The organism is Pantoea sp. RG18 (assembly GCF_025910075.1).
In the GTDB taxonomy this organism is placed as follows: Bacteria; Pseudomonadota; Gammaproteobacteria; order Enterobacterales; family Enterobacteriaceae; genus Pantoea; species Pantoea agglomerans.
Map to the genome: position 1 here is coordinate 468,320 of NZ_JAPCIL010000002.1, position 17,870 is coordinate 486,189.

At 57.7% G+C, this 17,870-nt stretch carries 12 protein-coding genes; 8 read left to right on the plus strand and 4 right to left on the minus strand.

The window, feature by feature from the left end:
* Window positions 1-17: 17 nt before the first annotated feature.
* The 4 genes from OK409_RS02545 (at window position 18) to OK409_RS02560 (ending at window position 6,808) form a co-directional block, all read left to right on the plus strand.
* The gene (locus OK409_RS02545; protein WP_264366712.1) at window positions 18-2,063 is read left to right on the plus strand and encodes a hydantoinase/oxoprolinase family protein; all 2,046 of its coding nucleotides are present in this window, start codon (window positions 18-20) and stop codon (window positions 2,061-2,063) included.
* Window position 2,064: 1 nt separating this feature from the next.
* Complete coding sequence (locus tag OK409_RS02550) at window positions 2,065-4,023, plus strand: hydantoinase B/oxoprolinase family protein (RefSeq protein WP_069025135.1); 1,959 nt, start codon at window positions 2,065-2,067, stop codon at window positions 4,021-4,023.
* Between the two features lie 62 nt (window positions 4,024-4,085).
* A complete protein-coding gene (locus tag OK409_RS02555) occupies window positions 4,086-5,867 on the plus strand; it encodes a thiamine pyrophosphate-requiring protein (RefSeq protein WP_264366713.1) in 1,782 nt (593 codons plus the stop codon).
* Between the two features lie 98 nt (window positions 5,868-5,965).
* Window positions 5,966-6,808, plus strand: coding sequence for an oxidoreductase (locus OK409_RS02560; RefSeq protein WP_060680509.1), 843 nt, complete (start codon window positions 5,966-5,968; stop codon window positions 6,806-6,808).
* 141 nt (window positions 6,809-6,949) lie between these two features.
* On the opposite strand, the gene OK409_RS02565 is transcribed toward OK409_RS02560, so the two are convergent.
* Together OK409_RS02565 and OK409_RS02570 are read right to left on the minus strand one after the other, a co-directional pair.
* On the minus strand, window positions 6,950-7,597 hold the full coding sequence (locus OK409_RS02565) for an RES family NAD+ phosphorylase (protein ID WP_080694289.1): 648 nt from the start codon (window positions 7,595-7,597) through the stop codon (window positions 6,950-6,952).
* Window positions 7,590-8,354: a hypothetical protein gene (locus OK409_RS02570; RefSeq protein ID WP_232526429.1), complete on the minus strand. Its 765-nt coding sequence runs from the start codon at window positions 8,352-8,354 to the stop codon at window positions 7,590-7,592. The genes OK409_RS02565 and OK409_RS02570 overlap by 8 nt, the downstream gene beginning before the upstream one ends.
* Before the next feature lie 280 nt (window positions 8,355-8,634).
* On the opposite strand from OK409_RS02570, the gene OK409_RS02575 reads away from it, so the two are divergent.
* From OK409_RS02575 to OK409_RS02585, 3 genes are read left to right on the plus strand one after another with little or no spacing between them, the layout of a single operon-like run.
* Complete coding sequence (locus OK409_RS02575) at window positions 8,635-10,071, plus strand: amidase (RefSeq protein ID WP_264366714.1); 1,437 nt, start codon at window positions 8,635-8,637, stop codon at window positions 10,069-10,071.
* Window positions 10,068-11,384: a purine-cytosine permease family protein gene (locus tag OK409_RS02580; RefSeq protein WP_264366715.1), complete on the plus strand. Its 1,317-nt coding sequence runs from the start codon at window positions 10,068-10,070 to the stop codon at window positions 11,382-11,384. The genes OK409_RS02575 and OK409_RS02580 overlap by 4 nt, the downstream gene beginning before the upstream one ends.
* The gene (locus OK409_RS02585) at window positions 11,365-12,051 is read left to right on the plus strand and encodes a cysteine hydrolase family protein (RefSeq protein ID WP_264366716.1); all 687 of its coding nucleotides are present in this window, start codon (window positions 11,365-11,367) and stop codon (window positions 12,049-12,051) included. Before OK409_RS02580 ends, OK409_RS02585 begins: the two co-directional genes overlap by 20 nt.
* Window positions 12,052-12,159: 108 nt before the next feature.
* Here OK409_RS02585 and OK409_RS02590 read toward each other — a convergent pair whose 3' ends face one another.
* Window positions 12,160-14,346, minus strand: coding sequence for a putative bifunctional diguanylate cyclase/phosphodiesterase (locus OK409_RS02590; protein WP_264366717.1), 2,187 nt, complete (start codon window positions 14,344-14,346; stop codon window positions 12,160-12,162).
* A gap of 417 nt (window positions 14,347-14,763) precedes the next feature.
* Here OK409_RS02590 and OK409_RS02595 point away from each other — a divergent pair, with 417 nt between their 5' ends.
* A complete protein-coding gene (locus OK409_RS02595; RefSeq protein ID WP_124890073.1) occupies window positions 14,764-15,855 on the plus strand; it encodes a mechanosensitive ion channel family protein in 1,092 nt (363 codons plus the stop codon).
* A gap of 184 nt (window positions 15,856-16,039) precedes the next feature.
* On the opposite strand, the gene OK409_RS02600 is transcribed toward OK409_RS02595, so the two are convergent.
* A complete protein-coding gene (locus OK409_RS02600) occupies window positions 16,040-17,680 on the minus strand; it encodes a methyl-accepting chemotaxis protein (RefSeq protein WP_167430260.1) in 1,641 nt (546 codons plus the stop codon).
* Window positions 17,681-17,870: the final 190 nt, after the last annotated feature.

Genomic DNA, 17,870 nt, shown 5'->3' on the forward strand with positions numbered 1-17,870 from the left:
ACTGGAGTTACCCCGATATGCGATACCGCGTTGGCGTGGATATTGGTGGATCCTTTACCGATTTCGCCGTGCTCGATCAGCAAACGAACCAGATTCACACCCTGAAAGTCCTGTCGCGACCGGATCAGCCAGGCAGCGAAATCGTTACCGGGCTGGCGCAGTTTCAGCAGCATCAGGGCATTGACCCCGCTGAGATAGGCTACTTCACCCACGGCACCACGGTAGGCATTAACGCGGTGATCCAGCGGCGTGGTGTGCGGCTGGCACTGTTCGCCACGGAGGGCTTCTGCGATGTCCTGGAGCTGGCCCGGCTTAAAATCCCGCATATTCACGATCTTTTCTCCCGGCGTCCTGCTCCGCTAATCACCCGCGATCGGGTGTTTGCCATCCGTGAACGCAGTGACGCGCACGGCAACGTGCTGCAAGCGCCTGATCGTCAAAGCGTGCTCGACGCAATCGCTCAGGCACGCGCGGCAGGTTGTCAGGGCATTGTGGTGTCGCTGCTGCACAGCTATCGCAACCGGCACAATGAAGCGGCGGTGAAGGCGATTATCGACGAGGTGGCACCCGAGCTGCTGACCTCCTGTTCCGCTGACATCTGGCCGATCATCCGTGAATATGAACGCACCATTACCGCCACCATTAATGCCTACGTGCAGCCGATGGTGATCCACTACCTGGAATCCTTTGAGCAGGCGCTGCAACGGCTCGGCGTCAGGCCGCCTCCGCGCATCACCAAATCCAACGGCGGGGTGATGGGCGTCGATCAGGCGAAACGCGAATGCGTGCAGATGGTGCTCTCCGGCACCGCATCCGGGGTGATTGGTGCCAGCTATCTCGCCAGCGCCTGCGGTTTTGACAAAATCCTCAGCCTGGATATCGGCGGCACCAGCGCCGACGTGGCGGTGATCATCGACGGCAAAGTGGCGCAGGGCAACGGCGAAATTATCGGGGATTTCCCGATCTTTATTCCTTCTGTCGCCGTCACCTCGGTGGGTCAGGGCGGCGGCTCGCTGGCGTGGATCGATGGTCAGGGCGTGCTGCAGATGGGCCCGGACAGTGCCGGATCGCTGCCTGGCCCGGTCTGCTTTCAGCGCGGCGGCACGCAACCCACTGCCACCGATGCGTTCGCCGCCTGCGGCATGATGGGTCATGGCGCGCTCGGTTATAACGCCGTCACTGTTGATGTGGACGCCGCCTGTGCGGCCTGGCAACCGCTGGCCGATGCGCTTGGCGTCACGGTGCAGGAAACGTCGGAAACCGCCATCCAGCTGGCGATCTCCAGCATGTACAGCGACACCAGCGGCCTGCTGTCGCGCTTTGGTCTCGATCCGCGTGAATTCTGGTTCCTCGCCTTTGGCGGAGCGGGTCCGATGATGGGCTGTTTTCTGGCCCGCGAACTGAATATGAAAGGGGTAATTGTACCGCCGACGCCGGGCGTGCTGTCCGCGCTGGGCGGGCTGGTGGCGGACATTCGTAACGACTTTATCCGCACGCTCTACGGCGATCTGACGCCCGCCCTGGCCGACACCCTGGCCAGTGAAGCCGAAGCATTACAGCAGCGCGCCTGTGGCTGGCTGGCACAGGAGCACGGCAGCGACATGCCTTACAGCCTGCAGTTCAGCGCGGATATGCGCTATCGCGGTCAGTCGTTTGAGATCGATGTACCACTGGAGACGAACTGGCTGGCGCAGGCGGATTTCACTGCGCTGCATGACGCCTTTGATCGCCAGCACCAGCAGCTGTTTGGTCACTGTGACCCGCAGGCGCCGGTGCAGTTGATCAACCTGAGGCTGGTGATTGCCTCACCGACGCCGAAACCGGTGATTAACCCACTGGCTCCGGCCACGGAACCGGTGCCGGTACTGAAACAGACCAGGGCGTGGATCGACGGCGGCTGGCATCAGGTTGATTTAGTGCTGCGTTCGGTGCTGCGTGCCGGCCATCAGCTCAGTGGCCCGGTCATCATCGCCCAGGATGACTGCACCACCTGCGTGCCGCCCGGCATGGGCGTCACGGTCGATTCATTCGGTAATCTGCTGATCACGGCGAACGAGGCATAACATGGCGATTGATGGACGTAACTTACAGATCCTGGCGAACTACTGCGCCGCCGCTGCCGATGCGATGGCCTTTACCCTGATGCGCACGGCGCACTCCACCTTTGTTAAAGAGACGGAAGATTTCTCCTGCCAGATTGTCAGCCGCAGCGGCCTGGCGTTTGCCTCGCCGCGCAGCTTCGGCGCGCCCTGGTACAGCGGCATCGACTATGCGCCGGTGCTGGCACTGATTGAAGAGTACGCTGACGGCGACATCTGCATTACCAACGACGCTTACGCCGGCAACGTGGCGACCCACTCGCCCGATATCCATATCTGGAAACCGGTGTTCCACCAGGGTGAAATTGTCTGCTTCGTGGTGGGCCACATTCATAACACCGACGTCGGCGGCGCGGTGCCTGCCTCGCTGTCGCGCTCGCTGACCGATATCGTGCAGGAGGGGATTCGCATCCCGCCGCTGAAGATCATGCGGCAGGGTCAGCTCAACGAAGAGGTCGCCAGTATCATGCGGCTCAATGTGCGGGTGCCGGATCAGAACTGGGGCGATTTCAAAGCCCAGCTGGCGTCGGTGAACGTCGGCGAGCGTAAAATCCACGACATTATTGCCCGCTTTGGCATCGCCGACTTTTTGCAGGGCATTGAGGGCATTCTCGATTACGCCGAAGCGCAGGCGCGCAGCATTATCAAAACCATTCCCGACGGGGAATACTTCTATGCCGACTACGCCGATGAAGATGGCGAGGGCGGTTATCCCTGCCGTATCGCCATTACTCTGCGGGTGCAGGGCGATCAGCTGGAGCTGGACTACACCGGCAGCGATCCGCAGCTGGCCTCGTCGCTGAATATGCCGACTGGCGGACGTGAGCGGCATCCGCTGGCGCTGGTGGGTGTTACCTATGTGCTCTCTACGCTGGACCGTTCACTGCTGCTTAACGCCGGTACGCTGCGACCCACCCGGGCAATCCTGCCGCCTGGAACGGTCATGAACTGTGAAGCGCCCGCAGCGGTAGGGATGCGCTCGCTGACCTGTGCACTGTCGCAGATTGCCACTATCGGCGTCTTCTCGCTGGCGATGCCGGAGCGTTTGCCCGCGAATTCACCGGGCGGCAACTCAATCATGAACATCCGTACCCAGACGCAGAATCGCAGCGTGGTCGCCTCGCTGGGTCCGGTGGGCGGCGGCGCGGGTGGCACGCCGCGTCACGACGGGCCTGACGGCTCCGGCGGTCTTTCAGCCTTTCTGAAAAACACCCCGATTGAGATCAACGAAGCGGAAGTGCCAATCCGCTTTCATCGCTACGGACTGGCCCAGGACAGCGCCGGAGCGGGTCGCTATCGCGGCGGTTTAGCCACCGAAATGGCGTTTGAGATTTTCTCGCCCAATACCACCATTACCGCGCGCAACCGTAACCGATCGGTGTTTGCCTCGGCGGGCGTCGTCGGCGGCCAGAGTGGGGCGCTCTCTTACTTCCGTACCCGGCGCGACGGTGAGATCATCAATCACGGTAACACTGATGTGATCCACTGCCTGCCGGGTGACGTGGTCGAAGTGCGCGGACCCGGCGCGGGCGGTTATGGCCTGCCGACACAGCGCGATGCCGATGCGGTGATGCAGGATGTGCGCTGCGGTTATCTCAGCGTCGCGGCAGCCAGGACGCAGTATGGCGTGGTAGTGGTTGATCACCACGTGGATCGGGCAGCAACGGAGCACCTGCGCGCCACGATGCCGCAGCAGGCTGCGCACCATTTTGAGCACGGCGAAGCACGGAGTCGCTTCGAAACGCTCTGGACGCCACAGCGTTATCAGTTACTTACCGCCTTTCTGGCAAGCGCGCCGGTGAGCTGGCGTCACTTCCTGAAAACCCAGGTATTCCGGGCGGTGGCAGAGATAGGCGAAACGGCGGATATGGCACAAATATTCAGTGATTTGCGTCAGCGATACCCGGCAATGGCGAACAATTAACGGCGATTGCGCATCGTCTACTACGCTTTAAGTCTGCATGGACTACAAGGGGAAACGCGACGATGAGCATGAAAACCAGTGATTTTTTTGTCCAGCGCCTGAAAGAGTGGGGCGTCACACGCATCTATGGCTATCCGGGAGATGGCATCAATGGGGTGCTGGGCGCCATTCAGCGTGCTAACGCCAAAGGCGACGGCATCGAATTTATTCAGGTACGCCACGAAGAGATGGCGGCCTTTATGGCGGCAGGACACGCCAAATTCACCGGTGAGCTGGGCGTCTGCCTCTCTACCGGCGGGCCGGGCGCGACCCATCTGCTGACCGGACTCTATGACGCCAAAATGGATCATGCTCCGGTGCTGGCGATTGCCGGACAGGCGGAAGCGACCGCGCGCGGCTCCAGTTATCAGCAGGAGATGAACCTGGATCGCATCTTCTCGGACGTTGCCAACTTCGTTCAGGAAGCTTCGACTTCAACCCAGGTTCGCCATCTGCTCGACCGGGGCGTGCGCATCGCCAAAGCGCAAAACGGCGTGGCGGTGATCATCATCCCTAAAGATATTCAGGATGAAGAGTGGCAGCCGCCGCAGCATCTGCACGGTTTTACCCATTCCGGCAGCGGCTATCAGCGTCCCAAAGTGATCCCTTATGAAGCGGATCTGCAACGCGCCGCTGAGGTGCTGAACGCCGGCAAAAAAGTGGCGATTCTGATTGGCGCAGGCGCACGTAACGCCGCCGTCGAGGTGGTACAGGTCGCCAATGTGCTGGGTGCGGGCGTGGCAAAAGCGCTGCTGGGCAAAGATGTGCTGCCGGACGATGCGCCGTTTGTGACCGGTTCGATTGGCCTGCTGGGCACGAAGCCCTCATCCGATTTAATGCAGAACTGCGACACCCTGCTGATGATCGGCAGCGGCTTCCCATGGACAGAGTTCCTGCCGGAAGAGGGCAAGGCGCGTGCGGTGCAGATAGACATCGATCCCGCCATGCTCGGCCTGCGCTATCCCAGCGAAGTGAATCTGCATGGCGATGCGGCTGAAACCCTGCGCGCCCTGCTGCTGCTGCTGGAGCACAAAGAGGATCGCAGCTGGCAGGAAGATATTGCGCTTCAGGTGCGCGACTGGTGGACGCTGATGGAAGAGCGCGCCATGGCACCCGCTAATCCGGTCAACCCGCAGCGGGTGGTGTGGGAGATGTCGCCACAACTGCCGGATAACGCCATTGTCACCTCGGACTCCGGTTCCTGTGCCAACTGGTTCGCCCGCGACTATCGGGTTAAGCAGGGTCAGCGCGCCTCGCTCTCCGGCGGTCTGGCCTGTATGGGCGCGGCGGTGCCTTATGCGATTGCCGCAAAATTTGCCCACCCCGACAAACCGGTGGTGGCGCTGGTGGGTGACGGTGCGATGCAGATGAACAACATGGCGGAGCTGATCACCATCCAGAAATACTGGCAGCAGTGGGCCGATCCACGCCTGATCGTCTGCGTGTTCAACAACCAGGATCTCAATCAGGTCACCTGGGAGCAGCGGGTCATGGAGGGGAATCCCCGCTTTGACGCCTCGCAGCAACTGCCGGATGTGAAATATGCTGAGTTTGCGCAGTCGCTGGGAATGGTCGGTATTTTTGTCGATAATCCTGACGATCTGGCGGCGGCATGGCAGCGTGCGCTCAGCGCCGATCGCCCGGTATTGCTGGAGGTGAAAACCGATCCGGAAGTTGCCCCGTTACCGCCGCACATCACCTTTAAACAGGCGAAAACCTTTATGGCGTCAATGGTGAAAGGCGATCGCGGTGCGGCACAGATCATCAGCGACACCGCCAGCCAGCTGTTCAATAAAAAGCATTAAGGGCTAAGTGGGGCGGTCGCGCCTCGCTAACCTTAAATCCCGGATGCACTCGCGTCCGGGTCTCCAGTCACTTCATCATCATCAACGGGAGTCTTACCATGACTGCTCACTCCAGCCCTGTCTGGTTAATATCGGGATGTTCGACCGGATTTGGTCGTGAACTGGCGCAGCAGACCATCGCGCGTGGTTTTAAGGTCGTCGTGACGGCACGTGATACCTCTTCCATAGCCGATCTGGTTGAGGGACATGACAACGCGCTGGCAGTAGCGCTGGATGTGACCCACCAGGCGAGCATCGACCAGGCCGTCAAAACGGCACTCGATAGGTTCGGCACCATTGATGTGCTGGTAAACAACGCCGGTTACGGCTATCAGAGCTCGGTGGAAGAGGGTGTGGAAAGCGAAATCCGCGCGCAGTTTGACGCCAACGTCTTTGGCCTGTTTGCCCTGACCCGCGCCGTGCTGCCCGCGATGAGAAAGGCGCGCAGCGGCCACGTCATCAACATTACCTCGGTGGCAGGCTTAATTGGTTTTGCCAGCTCAGGCTACTACTCTGCCAGTAAACATGCGGTGGAAGGCTGGTCAGATTCGCTGGCGCTGGAAGCGGGACCGCTGGGCATTCGCGTCACCTGTGTTGAGCCAGGTCCGTTCCGCACCGATTGGGCCGGACGCTCCCTGCATCAGACGCCGAGCACGCTGCCAGACTATGCAGAGACTGCAGCCGCACGGATGAAAGCCACCGCCGAATACAGCGGTACTCAGAAGGGCGATCCGGCGCGGGCCGCCACTGCGATGATTGCCATCACTGAGCATGATAACCCGCCACGCCATCTGGTAATGGGCGCCTGGGGCCATGATGCCGTAACCAGCAAGCTCAAAGAGCGGCTGGCTGAGATCGAAGCGTGGAAACAGACGTCAGTGGAGACAGATTTTCCGGAGTAGAGGTGACAGGGCATGAATGCTATTTCTGCAGGCGAACTGAAAAACCGATTGAGCACGGCCGATCCTTTAATGCCAACTACGCGTGTTTTGCCTGGTTGAGAGGGTATTAAAATTCCGGACATAGCATTTCAGGGCATTACGCTAAAATCCAGTGAGCAGAATCAGCGCCATCTCATTCGCCAGTGCGCTGAGTTCATGTTCGACATCTGCTGACTCCGAAGCAGGTTGAGCGTTAAGCGTAATGTCCAAATCTTCAGCACAGATACGATCGCCAAAAAGCATTAACGCCTTATCGCCATGCTGCCTGGAAGACCACTGAATCCCCTGTGCATCCGGATTAGAATGATGTATTTGCTCTGCCCATTGCTGGGTTTCAGGGTAGTGATCAGCAGTTGAACCCAGCAGCTCACCTTGCGTAATGCCATGTCTTTTCATAAAGCGTGGATTGAGGTCCACCAGCTTAATCTCTACTTTAGGGGTGAGCTGACTGTGGGACAGCTTATTCAGAACTGTGAGGTCAACGGGCGCATTTTCACAAGGCGTAGGGAGATCGTGTAATACCGTCTCCATTAGAGCAACCGACAGCGTTTTACCGCCATAAAGCGTCGGGATGATGCGACCCGCATGGTCAGTGATTGGGCTGAAACGTCCCACGCCTTTTCCTGGATTGAACTCCGCGGCGCCATACTGCGACCAGTGAATGCGGTCAATAGTTTTACCTTTCGGCCAGGTGACCAGAGAGGCCGATAAATCATCATCTTTGCAGGGTGTTTTGATCTTTTTAGCCATGAACCGGACCTTCCTTTGCCCGCTGTGCCGCCTCCAGTACTTTTTCCGGTTCGAACGTCATGAGATTTTTAGGCTTTTCATTACCAAGCCAGCTATTTGGCGTGCCAAACCAGACGGCCAGGGTCCATGGCGTTTTTGATTCTCCAAACAGCGCGATGATTTTTTTCATCAGCGGCAATGGCTGCCCGCCAACGTCCAGCCCATAGGCCGGATAGAGATCCCTGCCTTCAAAGGAAAGGGCAAAAATCTTTCCGGTTCGCTTCCACCGGTTAGGTAATCCGCTTGGATTTTTCACAGTGGCGCTGCTCCCGGCACGGCGTGAAACTTCCTGCGCAGGCAACCACTCGCTGTCGTCCAGAATATGCTTCCTGAGTTGTTCCAGCTTTGCGGTGTTATTAATCGTGACAGGCTGTCTGGTCTGTTCTGCTGTCGCCATGTCGACAGCGCTGAAAGGCGACTTACCGTGACTGGCGAGCTGACTTACGCCCGATACGGCCCGGAATGCGGCATCCAGTGCGATTTTAAAGGCGGCTTCATCCACAGAGACTGGCCGTTTTACCACATAGTATTGCGCTGGCTCATCATGGCAGTGCGGGACTGAGACTGTGATCTCTGCTTGCCCACCCTGAGACCGGGAAGAGGAAATGCTGCCTGCCGGCACTGGAATAACGTCGAAGCCAGTGGTTTTATCAGACCTGATCATGATTTTACTCCTGCTGGCAAAATACAAATATCGAATATCGCCAATATATCGCATGTAGCGAGAATTCTCTACATTTACTGATCAAAAACCATCCAGCGATTGACTGAGCTTTGGCATGAAACGAGCTCAGGAACCACACGCCCCCTTATCGCGCAGCCCTGCGCCATCATCGTGCTGGAAAAATAAACAGCCGCCTGCACCTGGCATCATAAGAATTCGATCTTGTATCCCAGCCCGTATTCCATCTGGCATCCCCACCTCAGACCGGTTGATTCACCGCTAACTGGCACGCTTCATGCACTAGCTGACAGGTACACTTTTGGCGAGGTAACCCATGTTTGACTCCTTATTAGACGAAGATGCCACCACGATGGCCGCTCTGATTCGCAGCGGGGACGTGTCGGCGTGCGAGCTGACCGTGGCGGCGCTGGCGCGGATGGAACAGCGGGAACCGGCGATACAGGCTTTTTGTACCCCGACGCCTGAACTGGCGATGGCACAGGCCAGAGCCGTGGATGCCCGACGGGCACGCGGAGAAACACTGGGCGCGCTGGCGGGCGTACCGCTGGCGGTGAAGGATTTAATCTGCACCGCAAACGTCAGAACCACCTCCGGTTCGGTGGCGTACAAAGATTTCGTGCCGGAAGATGATGACATCACGGTGGAACGGTTGCTGGCCGCCGACGCCATTCTGCTTGGCAAAACCACCGCACCGGAGTTTGGCTACAGCGGGGTCGGGCACAATCCGCTGTTTCCGTCGCCACGGAATCCCTGGGATTTGAGCATGACGCCAGGAGGGTCCAGCGCTGGTTCGGGTGCGGCGGTGGCGGCGCGGCTTTGCCCGATTGCACTGGGCAGCGACGGCGGCGGGTCGGTACGTATTCCGGCGGCGCACTGCGGTATTTTCGGTTTCAAGGCGTCGATGGGCCGGGTGCCGCTCTGGCCCGGCTGCCGTGATGAACGCTATCCCGGCGTGTCGAGCTGGGAGTCACTGGAGCACATCGGTCCGATGACGCGCAGCGTGCGCGATGCCGTGCTGATGATGTCGCTGATGGCCGGACCGGATATGCGCGATCGCCACTCAATTCCCTGCAGCGATGTCGACTGGCTGGGCGCGCCACTCCATCTGTCAGGCAAACTGCGTATCGCCTTCAGCGCGGATTTTGGCTATGTGGCCGTTGACCCGGAAGTGCGGGCAGTGGTCAGCGCGGCGGTGCAGCGTTTTGCCGCTGAAATCGGTGCTGAACTGGAACTGGCCGATCCGGGCTTCCCTGATCCGTCGGCGGCCTTTGGCGCGCTGGTGGCGATGGAGAGCGATCTCACCGGTATGCGCCGGATGCTGGCGGAGCAGGGCAGCGAGATGTCGCCGCATCTGGTCGCCATGCTGCAGCGCGACTGGCGGGCGGAAAACTTCACCGATGCCATCACCACCCGAAAAGCGGTCAGCAACTGCCTGTGGCGCTTTATGCAGCGCTTTGACCTGCTGATTACCCCAACGCTGGCGGTGCCGCCGTTTCCGCTGGGGATGCAGGGACCGGAGATCATTGATGGCCGCATGGTCCGCAGCGATCACTGGCTCTCGTTCTGCTACCCGTTCAACTTCACCGGTCAGCCCGCCGCGTCCGTGCCCGCCGGTTTTACCGCCAGCGGCTTGCCCGTCGGTCTGCAGATTGTCGGACGTCATCTTGATGATGCCTTAGTGCTGGCTGCCAGTGCCGCTTTCGAGCGCATTCAGCCGTGGAATCACCTTCAACCCGGAATCGCCCAATGAAAACGTCTACTACGCCTGCGCTGGAGCAGGAGTTTGAACATCAGCCGGTACCGCTGTCGCACCGTCATTCTACCCGCTCCGTCTCGGCCGTCTGGTTTGGATTTCCGATGATCCTCACCAATGCGCTGTTTGGCGGCATCATCACCTGGCATCTGGGGTTCTGGCCTGCGCTGATCGCCATTCTGCTGGGAAACCTGGTGCTGTTCGCCTATGTCGGCGCGCTGAGCTGGTACGCCGGTAACAGCGGAATGAATTTCGCCCTGCAGGCCAGACGCACCTTTGGCAGCAAAGGCTACATCCTGGTCTCGGGTTTTCTCTCGACGGTGGTGATCGGCTGGTATGCCTTCCAGACCGGCCTTACCGGCACGGTCATTAATCAGACCTTTGGCTGGAATGCGCTGGCGGTGACGGCCTTTGCCATGATCCTCTATACCGGCATCACGTTCCTGGGCGTGCGGGCGCTGTCGGTGCTGGGGATGATCGCCGCGCCGCTGTTTGTGGTGCTGGGAATGGTGGCGCTGTGGCTGATTAGCAAGCAGCACGACTTCTCCGTGGTGACGCAGTGGAAGGGCAGCGCCAGCGCAGCCGGTGCAATGAGTATGGGCACCGCCGTCACCATGGTGGTAGCCGGTTTTGCTGACTCCGGCACCATGACCGCTGACTTTACCCGCTGGTCGAAGAATGGCCGTTCGGCGGTGATCGCCGCGTTCTCTGCCTTCCCGGTCGCTAACGTCATCTCTTACCTGTTCGGTGTGGTGATTGTGGCCGTGGGCGCAGCAGTTGATCCGCTGACCAATGGCGGCAACTTCCTGCCGATGCTGATGGGGCACAGCGCCTTTTTGTCGGTAGTGGCCTGCCTGTTTGTCTTTATCAATCTCGGATCGGTCTGCACACACTGCCTCTATAACGGGGCGGTGGGCTTCAGTCATCTGTTCAGCAGCAAAATGCGGCTCTGGACGCTGATCCTGGGTGCCATTGGCGGCGTACTGGCGCTGGCGGGCGTCTGGTCTTACTTCCTGGAGTGGCTCAGCCTGCTCGGCATTGTGGTGCCGCCGTTTGGTGCGGTGATGATCGTGGATTTAATTTTTATGGCGCGCATCAGCGAGCAGCGTCCGGCGCAGCGTTTTCGTGGTAATGCGTTTGCCGCCTGGGCGATTGGCAGCTTGTGTGCGGTGATCGCCCACGTCGCTTTCCCTCAATTTGGTGAAGCGGTTATTGGTCTGGTGACCGCCGCCATCAGCTACAGCGTGATCAGCAAAATGCGCATGCCGCGCCCGGTAATGGAGAACAGCAATGCCCGACTACAGCGTTAATTCAACACCCTACGGCTGGCCGTTTGACGGCACTTTTACGCCGGCTGACACCGCGCTGATCGTGATTGATATGCAGACCGACTTCTGTGGCGTGGGCGGTTATGTCGACAGCATGGGCTATGACGTGAGTCTGACCCGCGCGCCCATCGCACCGTTGCAGCAGGTGCTGGCGGCGATGCGCGCCCGGCAGTTTCCGGTTATTCATACCCGCGAAGGGCACCGGCCCGATCTCAGTGATTTGCCCGCCAACAAACGCTGGCGCTCGCGGCGAATGAACGCCGGGATCGGGGATGAGGGACCGTGCGGCCGTATTCTGGTGCGCGGTGAACCGGGCTGGGAGATTATCCCGGAGCTGGCACCGCTGCCGGGTGAAGTGGTGATTGATAAGCCGGGTAAGGGATCGTTTTATGCCACCGATCTGGAGCTGATATTGCGCAGTCGCGGCATCCGAAATCTGATCCTCACCGGTATTACCACCGACGTCTGCGTCCACACCACGCTGCGCGAAGCCAACGATCGCGGTTTTGAGTGCCTGGTGCTGTCCGATTGCTGTGCTGCGACCGAGCTGCGTCATCATGAGGCGGCGCTGAGTATGATCCATATGCAGGGCGGCATCTTTGGCGCGGTCGCCCATTCTGCCGCGCTGCTGGATAGCCTGGGGGTTTAATTTCCCGCAACAACGGGTGAAGGGTGATGTTGATCTTCTGATCTCAGATGCATCACGCAGCCGGGAAGCCTGAGCACAGAGTTGCGCTCAGGCTTTCCACATCAGCGATCACTCGTGCTGCGCGTTATCTGGCGCAATCGTTTTCATCAGTGCTGCGAGCTGATCGGCGGGCACCGCCTGACTGAACAGATAGCCCTGCAGCTGATTACAGCCCGCATCTGCCAGCGCAGACATCTGCCCTGGCGTCTCGACGCCTTCTGCTGTCACCATCAGACTCATGGCATGACCCAGTTTCACCACCGATTCAACAATCGCCACTGAATTTTCCGCCACGCCCAGCGACTGGGTGAATGAGCGATCGATTTTGATTTTATCCACCGGAAAGTTGCTGAGATAGTTCAGGCTGGAGTAACCGGTGCCAAAGTCATCCAGCGCAATCCGGAAGCCCGCGTCACGCAGCTCCACAATAATGGCGCGTGCTTCACGTTCATCTTCGATTAACACCCCTTCGGTGATCTCAAGTTCCAGGCGCTTCGGATCGCCGCCGTTCTGGCTGACAATCGCCATCACCCGCTCAACAAAGCCGGTAGAGCGGAACTGCACCGGCGAGACGTTGACCGCCACCAGCAGCTCGGGAAAACGTTGCTGAGTGACGCAGGCTTCAGCCAGCACCCATTCGCCTAGCGGAATAATCAGGCCGGTCTCTTCGGCAATCGCGATAAATTCACCGGGCGCAATCAGGCCGCGGGCTGGATGGTGCCAGCGCAGCAGCGCTTCGATGCCCACCATCTGCTGACCACCAATATCCATCAGCGGCTGATACCACACCTCCAGCCCATGACGGTTATGTAGCGCCGTACGCAGGTCGGCAGCGATGTTCTGTCGGGTCCGCACCGACTCATCCATCGCCCGTTCAAACTGACGATACGTGCCGCGCCCGCCGCTTTTGGCCTCATACAGCGCAATATCCGCTTTGCGCATCAGTTCCAGCCGATCAACCCCATCTTTGGGTGCCAGCGCCAGTCCGATACTGGCGCCACTCCAGACATCGCTGCCAAACAGCGTAAAAGGCTCACTCAGTTCATCGATAATGCGCTGCGCCAGGCTATGCACCTGGCCGATATTATCGACATCTGGCATCACCACGATAAATTCATCACCGCCGATGCGTCCTACCGTATCGCTGGCCCGCACGATACGGCTCAGGCGCTGTGCGACCGCGATGATCAGTTCATCTCCGGCATGATGACCGTGAGTGTCGTTGATGGTTTTAAAGCGGTCGAGGTCGATGAGCAGCAGCGCCACCCGCTGATCGTGGCGCGTCGCCAGAGCCAGCGCCTGGGTTAAGCGGTCTTCGACCAGTGCGCGGTTCGGCAGGCCGGTCAGCACATCATGAAACGCCAGGTGCTGTGCCTGAGCCTCCGACGCGCCGAGCCTGAGCATGGATTGCGAGAGGTTCACCGACGAGTTCCAGAGTCGCCGCACCATATAAAGGCACAGCAGGGATATCGCCAGTACCGCCAGCCCGGTAGATGGCCCGATGGTGCGCAGCATCTGCGCACCGGGACGGGAGGGGATCCAGTTCAGATAGCCAACCGCCTCACCCGCCTGCGCGATCAGCAGATAGCGCGCACCGATTCCCGGCTGTGGCGTGCCGTCGGAGAAGTGCAGCCCCTGCAGCTGATTGCGTTCCGCCAGGCCCGCCAGATAGCCGTCATCAAGAAATTTCAGGCTCACCAGCCGGAAACGCGGCAGGGCATTGCTCTCCCGCTGGATGTTACCTACTGCCAGCGCGGCGGCCCGGTTTGTCACACGGGCATAATCCGCGTTATCGTGGCGCGCCGGATCGTTGACCAGCGGGCTTTGCAGCACCTCACCAATCAGTGGGTCATTTTCAGGGGCGGAGACCGGCTGGCCTTCGCGCCAGACTCTGACAATCTGATTTTGCTGGTCCAGCACCAGAATCAGCTGATGGCCGAACATCTCATACAGCCACAGCCCAATGTTCTCATCCAGCCACCTGCTGCTGTTGCCCTCTGCCAGATGCTGCTCAAAGGGTCCCCAGCGCGACAGGCTATGCAGCTGGCGCAGATGCTCATTCAGACTCTGTGAAAAAGAGGCTTCAATCATCCGTTGCTGCTGATGGCGGGCCTCCGTATTGGTGAGTGAGGTACCAACAAAGAGCGCAGCGCCTGCACCTACAAACGTCAGCAATAAGATAGCGACCAGCGGCACCAGGACTTCACGCAGGAAACTGCGACGAAAATCAGAGGAAAGTTTAAGGGTGTTAATCATATTGTTGTTTTTCTCAGCAGCAGGGGAACAGCTTAAAAATTAGCAGATTGCACAAAAACGTCCACGCAAAGCGTTACGCTTAGTGATTCTGGCAACGTTTTTGTTGCCGGATGGCCAGGGCAGCCATAAATAATGGGGAGTGAAAAAGTGGCCGTGTTGTATCAGATATTTTAATGGGGTTAGCTGGCTGGACGGTGACATGAGGGCCAACATTCGGCCTCTGTATCAGTAGCCATAAGGCTGGCGCGCGACAGCCTCTCTGGACGCATCACCGTGCATTTCCTGTTAACTTCGCCGCTATGGTTCATACTCATGTGCGCTGATTGTGTTACGAACGGATAGCCGTGAAGACAACGGTTACTGAGTTTGTCACTTATCTGACAGCCTGAGGTTGTCAGCTTACTATAAGGGAAAATAATGCCATTGTTATTCGGTGAGTTATCTGGTTTCCCGTCATGGGTGCCTGTTGTATTACTCGTCTCGCTCTCTTTTGTGCTGGGATTTCTGGCCCGCCTTATCCTGCTCCGGTTCATCCGCTACTGGCAGATTCGTGACAGAAAACTGTTTAAATCCCTTGAGAAGCATCTTAGCGGCTCGATGTTCTTTTTTATTCCGTTATTAATGATTAATGTCGGCGTTAATTACATCGATTTCCAACCGGAATCTCTCTCTTTAATCACCAATATCATCAATGTCTTTATTATTATGTCATTTTGCTCGGTCTTAATCCGGCTGACCAATGTGGCGCAGGATATGCTTTATATCCGCTATGACATTAATATTTCCAATAACCTTCGTGCGCGTAAAATTCGCACGCAGATTATCTATGTCAAAAAAGTGGTTATTGTCATCCTGGTTCTGTTCTGTGTTTCGCTGATTCTGCTCAGCTTCCCTGGCGTCCGGAAATTCGGCACCACCATTCTGGCCGGTGCGGGTGTTGCCGGTATCATTATTGGTTTTGCGCTGCAAAAGTCGCTGGTCAATCTGTTCGCCGGTATTCAGATCGCCTTTACCCAGCCTATTAAAATTGATGATGCGGTAGTGGTAGAAAAAGAGTGGGGCTGGATTGAGGAGATCAACCTGACCTATGTGGTGGTGCGCATCTGGGATTTGCGTCGGCTGGTGTTGCCGATCACCTACTTTACCGAAAACCCGTTTCAGAACTGGACGCGCAATAACGCCCAGATCTTAGGCTCGGTGTTCCTTTACGTGGATTACTCCATGCCGCTGGAGCCGCTGCGCAAGCATTTTGAAAAGGTGCTGAGCGAAACCAAGCTTTGGGATCAGGAAACGTCTGTGCTACAGGTGACCGACACCACCGAGAAAACCATGACCATCAGGATGCTGATGACCGCGCAGAACTCCCCGATCGCCTTTGATTTACGCTGTTACGTGCGTGAAAAGATGATTGAGTTTATTCAGCAGAATTACCCGGAAAGCCTGCCGCAGGTGAGAGCGTCACTGACGGATAGTGGGGGTGAGAAGGTGGGGAAAGGGGTGGCTGAGTAGGGGCAAGCTGGGAGCGGCAGTCTGCGTGGGTGTGTGCATCCTGATGGCTGTTGCTCCGTTGTTCTTTCAGGGCAGGCGATGGTGTCTTTGTCCGCATGGTGTCTGAAGCGGACATAATTGTTTTGGCCATCTTCTGGTAAACCCGATGTCTGCAGAAGAAGCTGCAGACATCAGCCTGACTCAGTTAAAAGCTCACCCACGGATCGCTTGAAACTTTTTCTTTCACCTGAACAGACGGTATGGCCGGGGAGCGTAAGTCTGTCACGACCGCACCAGCCTGCAACCTGAACCGGCTGGTAATCGCACTTAACGATTTAACCTGTTCCTCCAGTACACCCGTAGCAGCAGCAGAAGCCTGAACCAGCGTGGCGTTCTGTTGAGTCACACTGTCCATTTCGGTTACAGCCGTGCCGATCTGATTTATTCCCTTACTCTGTTCAGAAGACGCCGCCGCAATCTCTCCCAGCAGCGAGGTCACGCCGGTCACATCGCTGATAATTTTTTCTGTCGTCAGCGAAACCTGAGCCACTTTCTGCTCACCCAGACCAACGTTCAGATTGGATTCAGCAATCAGCTTTTCAATTTCCCGCGCAGACTGTGTGCTGCGTTGTGCAAGCGTGCGAACTTCGTTAGCAACCACAGCAAAACCGCGACCCTGGTCGCCTGCACGTGCTGCTTCTACCGCTGCGTTCAGTGCCAGAATGTTTGTCTGAAAGGCAATGCTGTTTATTACGGAGGTAATTTCACTGATGGCCATTGCGCTGGTTTTGATGTCTGCCATCGTGCGCACCACTTCCCGCATTGCCGCGCCGCATTCCGAAGCGGTTCCGGAAGCCGCAGATGCCGCGTCGCTGGCGACTGAGGCATTACCGGCGTTGAGTGAGACAGTAGACGAGAGCTCCTCCATGCTCGCCGCGGTCTCTTCGAGCGCTGCCGCCTGTTGCTCCGTGCGGCTGGAAAGACTGTGGTTGCCGTCGCTTATCTGCGTGGTAACGCGAGCCACTTCGCTTACGCCATTGACGATTTCACTGACCATCGTTTTCAGGCCAAGCTGCATATTTTCAAGCCCCTGCAGAAGCCTGCCCATTTCATCGTTGCGGAGATTGTGGAACTCCGATGTCAGATCGCCGGCACCAATGGCTGCCGTTACTTCGCCAGCACGACGCAGGGGCTTGATCAGCACATTTTTCAGTACCACCGCCACAATGACTGAAGCCAGGATAAAGAGTATGACCGACACACCCGCAGCAACATAAGCAATGTGCGTATCGGTATCGGCCTGTTGGGTGATGTTTACGGCTGACTGTTTATGTATGGCAATAACCTTGTCCAGCGGAACGCGGTAAGCCTCATCAAGTGCCACGACTTTTGTACCAGCAAGCATCAGAAAAGCGGGTACATCCCTTTTCTGCAGCGCGGTGAAAAGGGCACCAACGCCTTGCTGAGTGTAATCGTTGTAGCGTGCGGCCAGCTCCCGTGACAGTTCCGCTTCACCGGCCATTTTTGGTGCAGCCTGATAGGCCTGCATAAAGCGCAAGCCGCCATCATAGTAAAATCTGGCCTGGGCCAGCGCGGCATTAAACGCCTCTGGATTGCTGCCGTCAGCATAAGGAACAGCGGCCAGCAGTGTGGTGCGAGCGGCACGTATCCAGTTAGTCGTGTCAGCGACGCCAAGGGTGGCAGAAACTTCATGGTTGAGATTTTTGAGAGATTCCGCACTGCGATTCAGATAGATCACACTCAGCAATGAAGAAGCAAGAAAGACAAAAAACAGAAACAGTCCGGATAACGTCAGGATCGTGGTGAGACGGGTATTTTTCAGCATGGCAGTAAAGCTCCAGGTAAGATGTCTTACGATTATCGGCCTGGAGCAGCCAGAGATTACTCACGGTTATTAACCAACGGTAGTGCAAAAATCGCGCATAAATTTAAGAAGGCAGGCTTCAGTAAAAATAAAATGGCAATTTAAAATTATGATATTGAATCAGATGGTTTATTTATTTTTTAAGGATTTG

Excerpts from the sequence above, each read along its gene's own strand:
- OK409_RS02545 (WP_264366712.1), top strand. The coding sequence starts at position 18 with ATGCGATACCGCGTTGGCGTGGATATTGGTGGATCCTTTACCGATTTC.
- OK409_RS02550 (WP_069025135.1), top strand. The coding sequence starts at position 2,065 with ATGGCGATTGATGGACGTAACTTACAGATCCTGGCGAACTACTGCGCC.
- OK409_RS02555 (WP_264366713.1), top strand. The coding sequence starts at position 4,086 with ATGAGCATGAAAACCAGTGATTTTTTTGTCCAGCGCCTGAAAGAGTGG.
- OK409_RS02560 (WP_060680509.1), top strand. The coding sequence starts at position 5,966 with ATGACTGCTCACTCCAGCCCTGTCTGGTTAATATCGGGATGTTCGACC.
- OK409_RS02565 (WP_080694289.1), bottom strand. The coding sequence starts at position 7,597 with ATGGCTAAAAAGATCAAAACACCCTGCAAAGATGATGATTTATCGGCC.
- OK409_RS02570 (WP_232526429.1), bottom strand. The coding sequence starts at position 8,354 with ATGCGATATATTGGCGATATTCGATATTTGTATTTTGCCAGCAGGAGT.
- OK409_RS02575 (WP_264366714.1), top strand. The coding sequence starts at position 8,635 with ATGTTTGACTCCTTATTAGACGAAGATGCCACCACGATGGCCGCTCTG.
- OK409_RS02580 (WP_264366715.1), top strand. The coding sequence starts at position 10,068 with ATGAAAACGTCTACTACGCCTGCGCTGGAGCAGGAGTTTGAACATCAG.
- OK409_RS02585 (WP_264366716.1), top strand. The coding sequence starts at position 11,365 with ATGCCCGACTACAGCGTTAATTCAACACCCTACGGCTGGCCGTTTGAC.
- OK409_RS02590 (WP_264366717.1), bottom strand. The coding sequence starts at position 14,346 with ATGATTAACACCCTTAAACTTTCCTCTGATTTTCGTCGCAGTTTCCTG.
- OK409_RS02595 (WP_124890073.1), top strand. The coding sequence starts at position 14,764 with ATGCCATTGTTATTCGGTGAGTTATCTGGTTTCCCGTCATGGGTGCCT.
- OK409_RS02600 (WP_167430260.1), bottom strand. The coding sequence starts at position 17,680 with ATGCTGAAAAATACCCGTCTCACCACGATCCTGACGTTATCCGGACTG.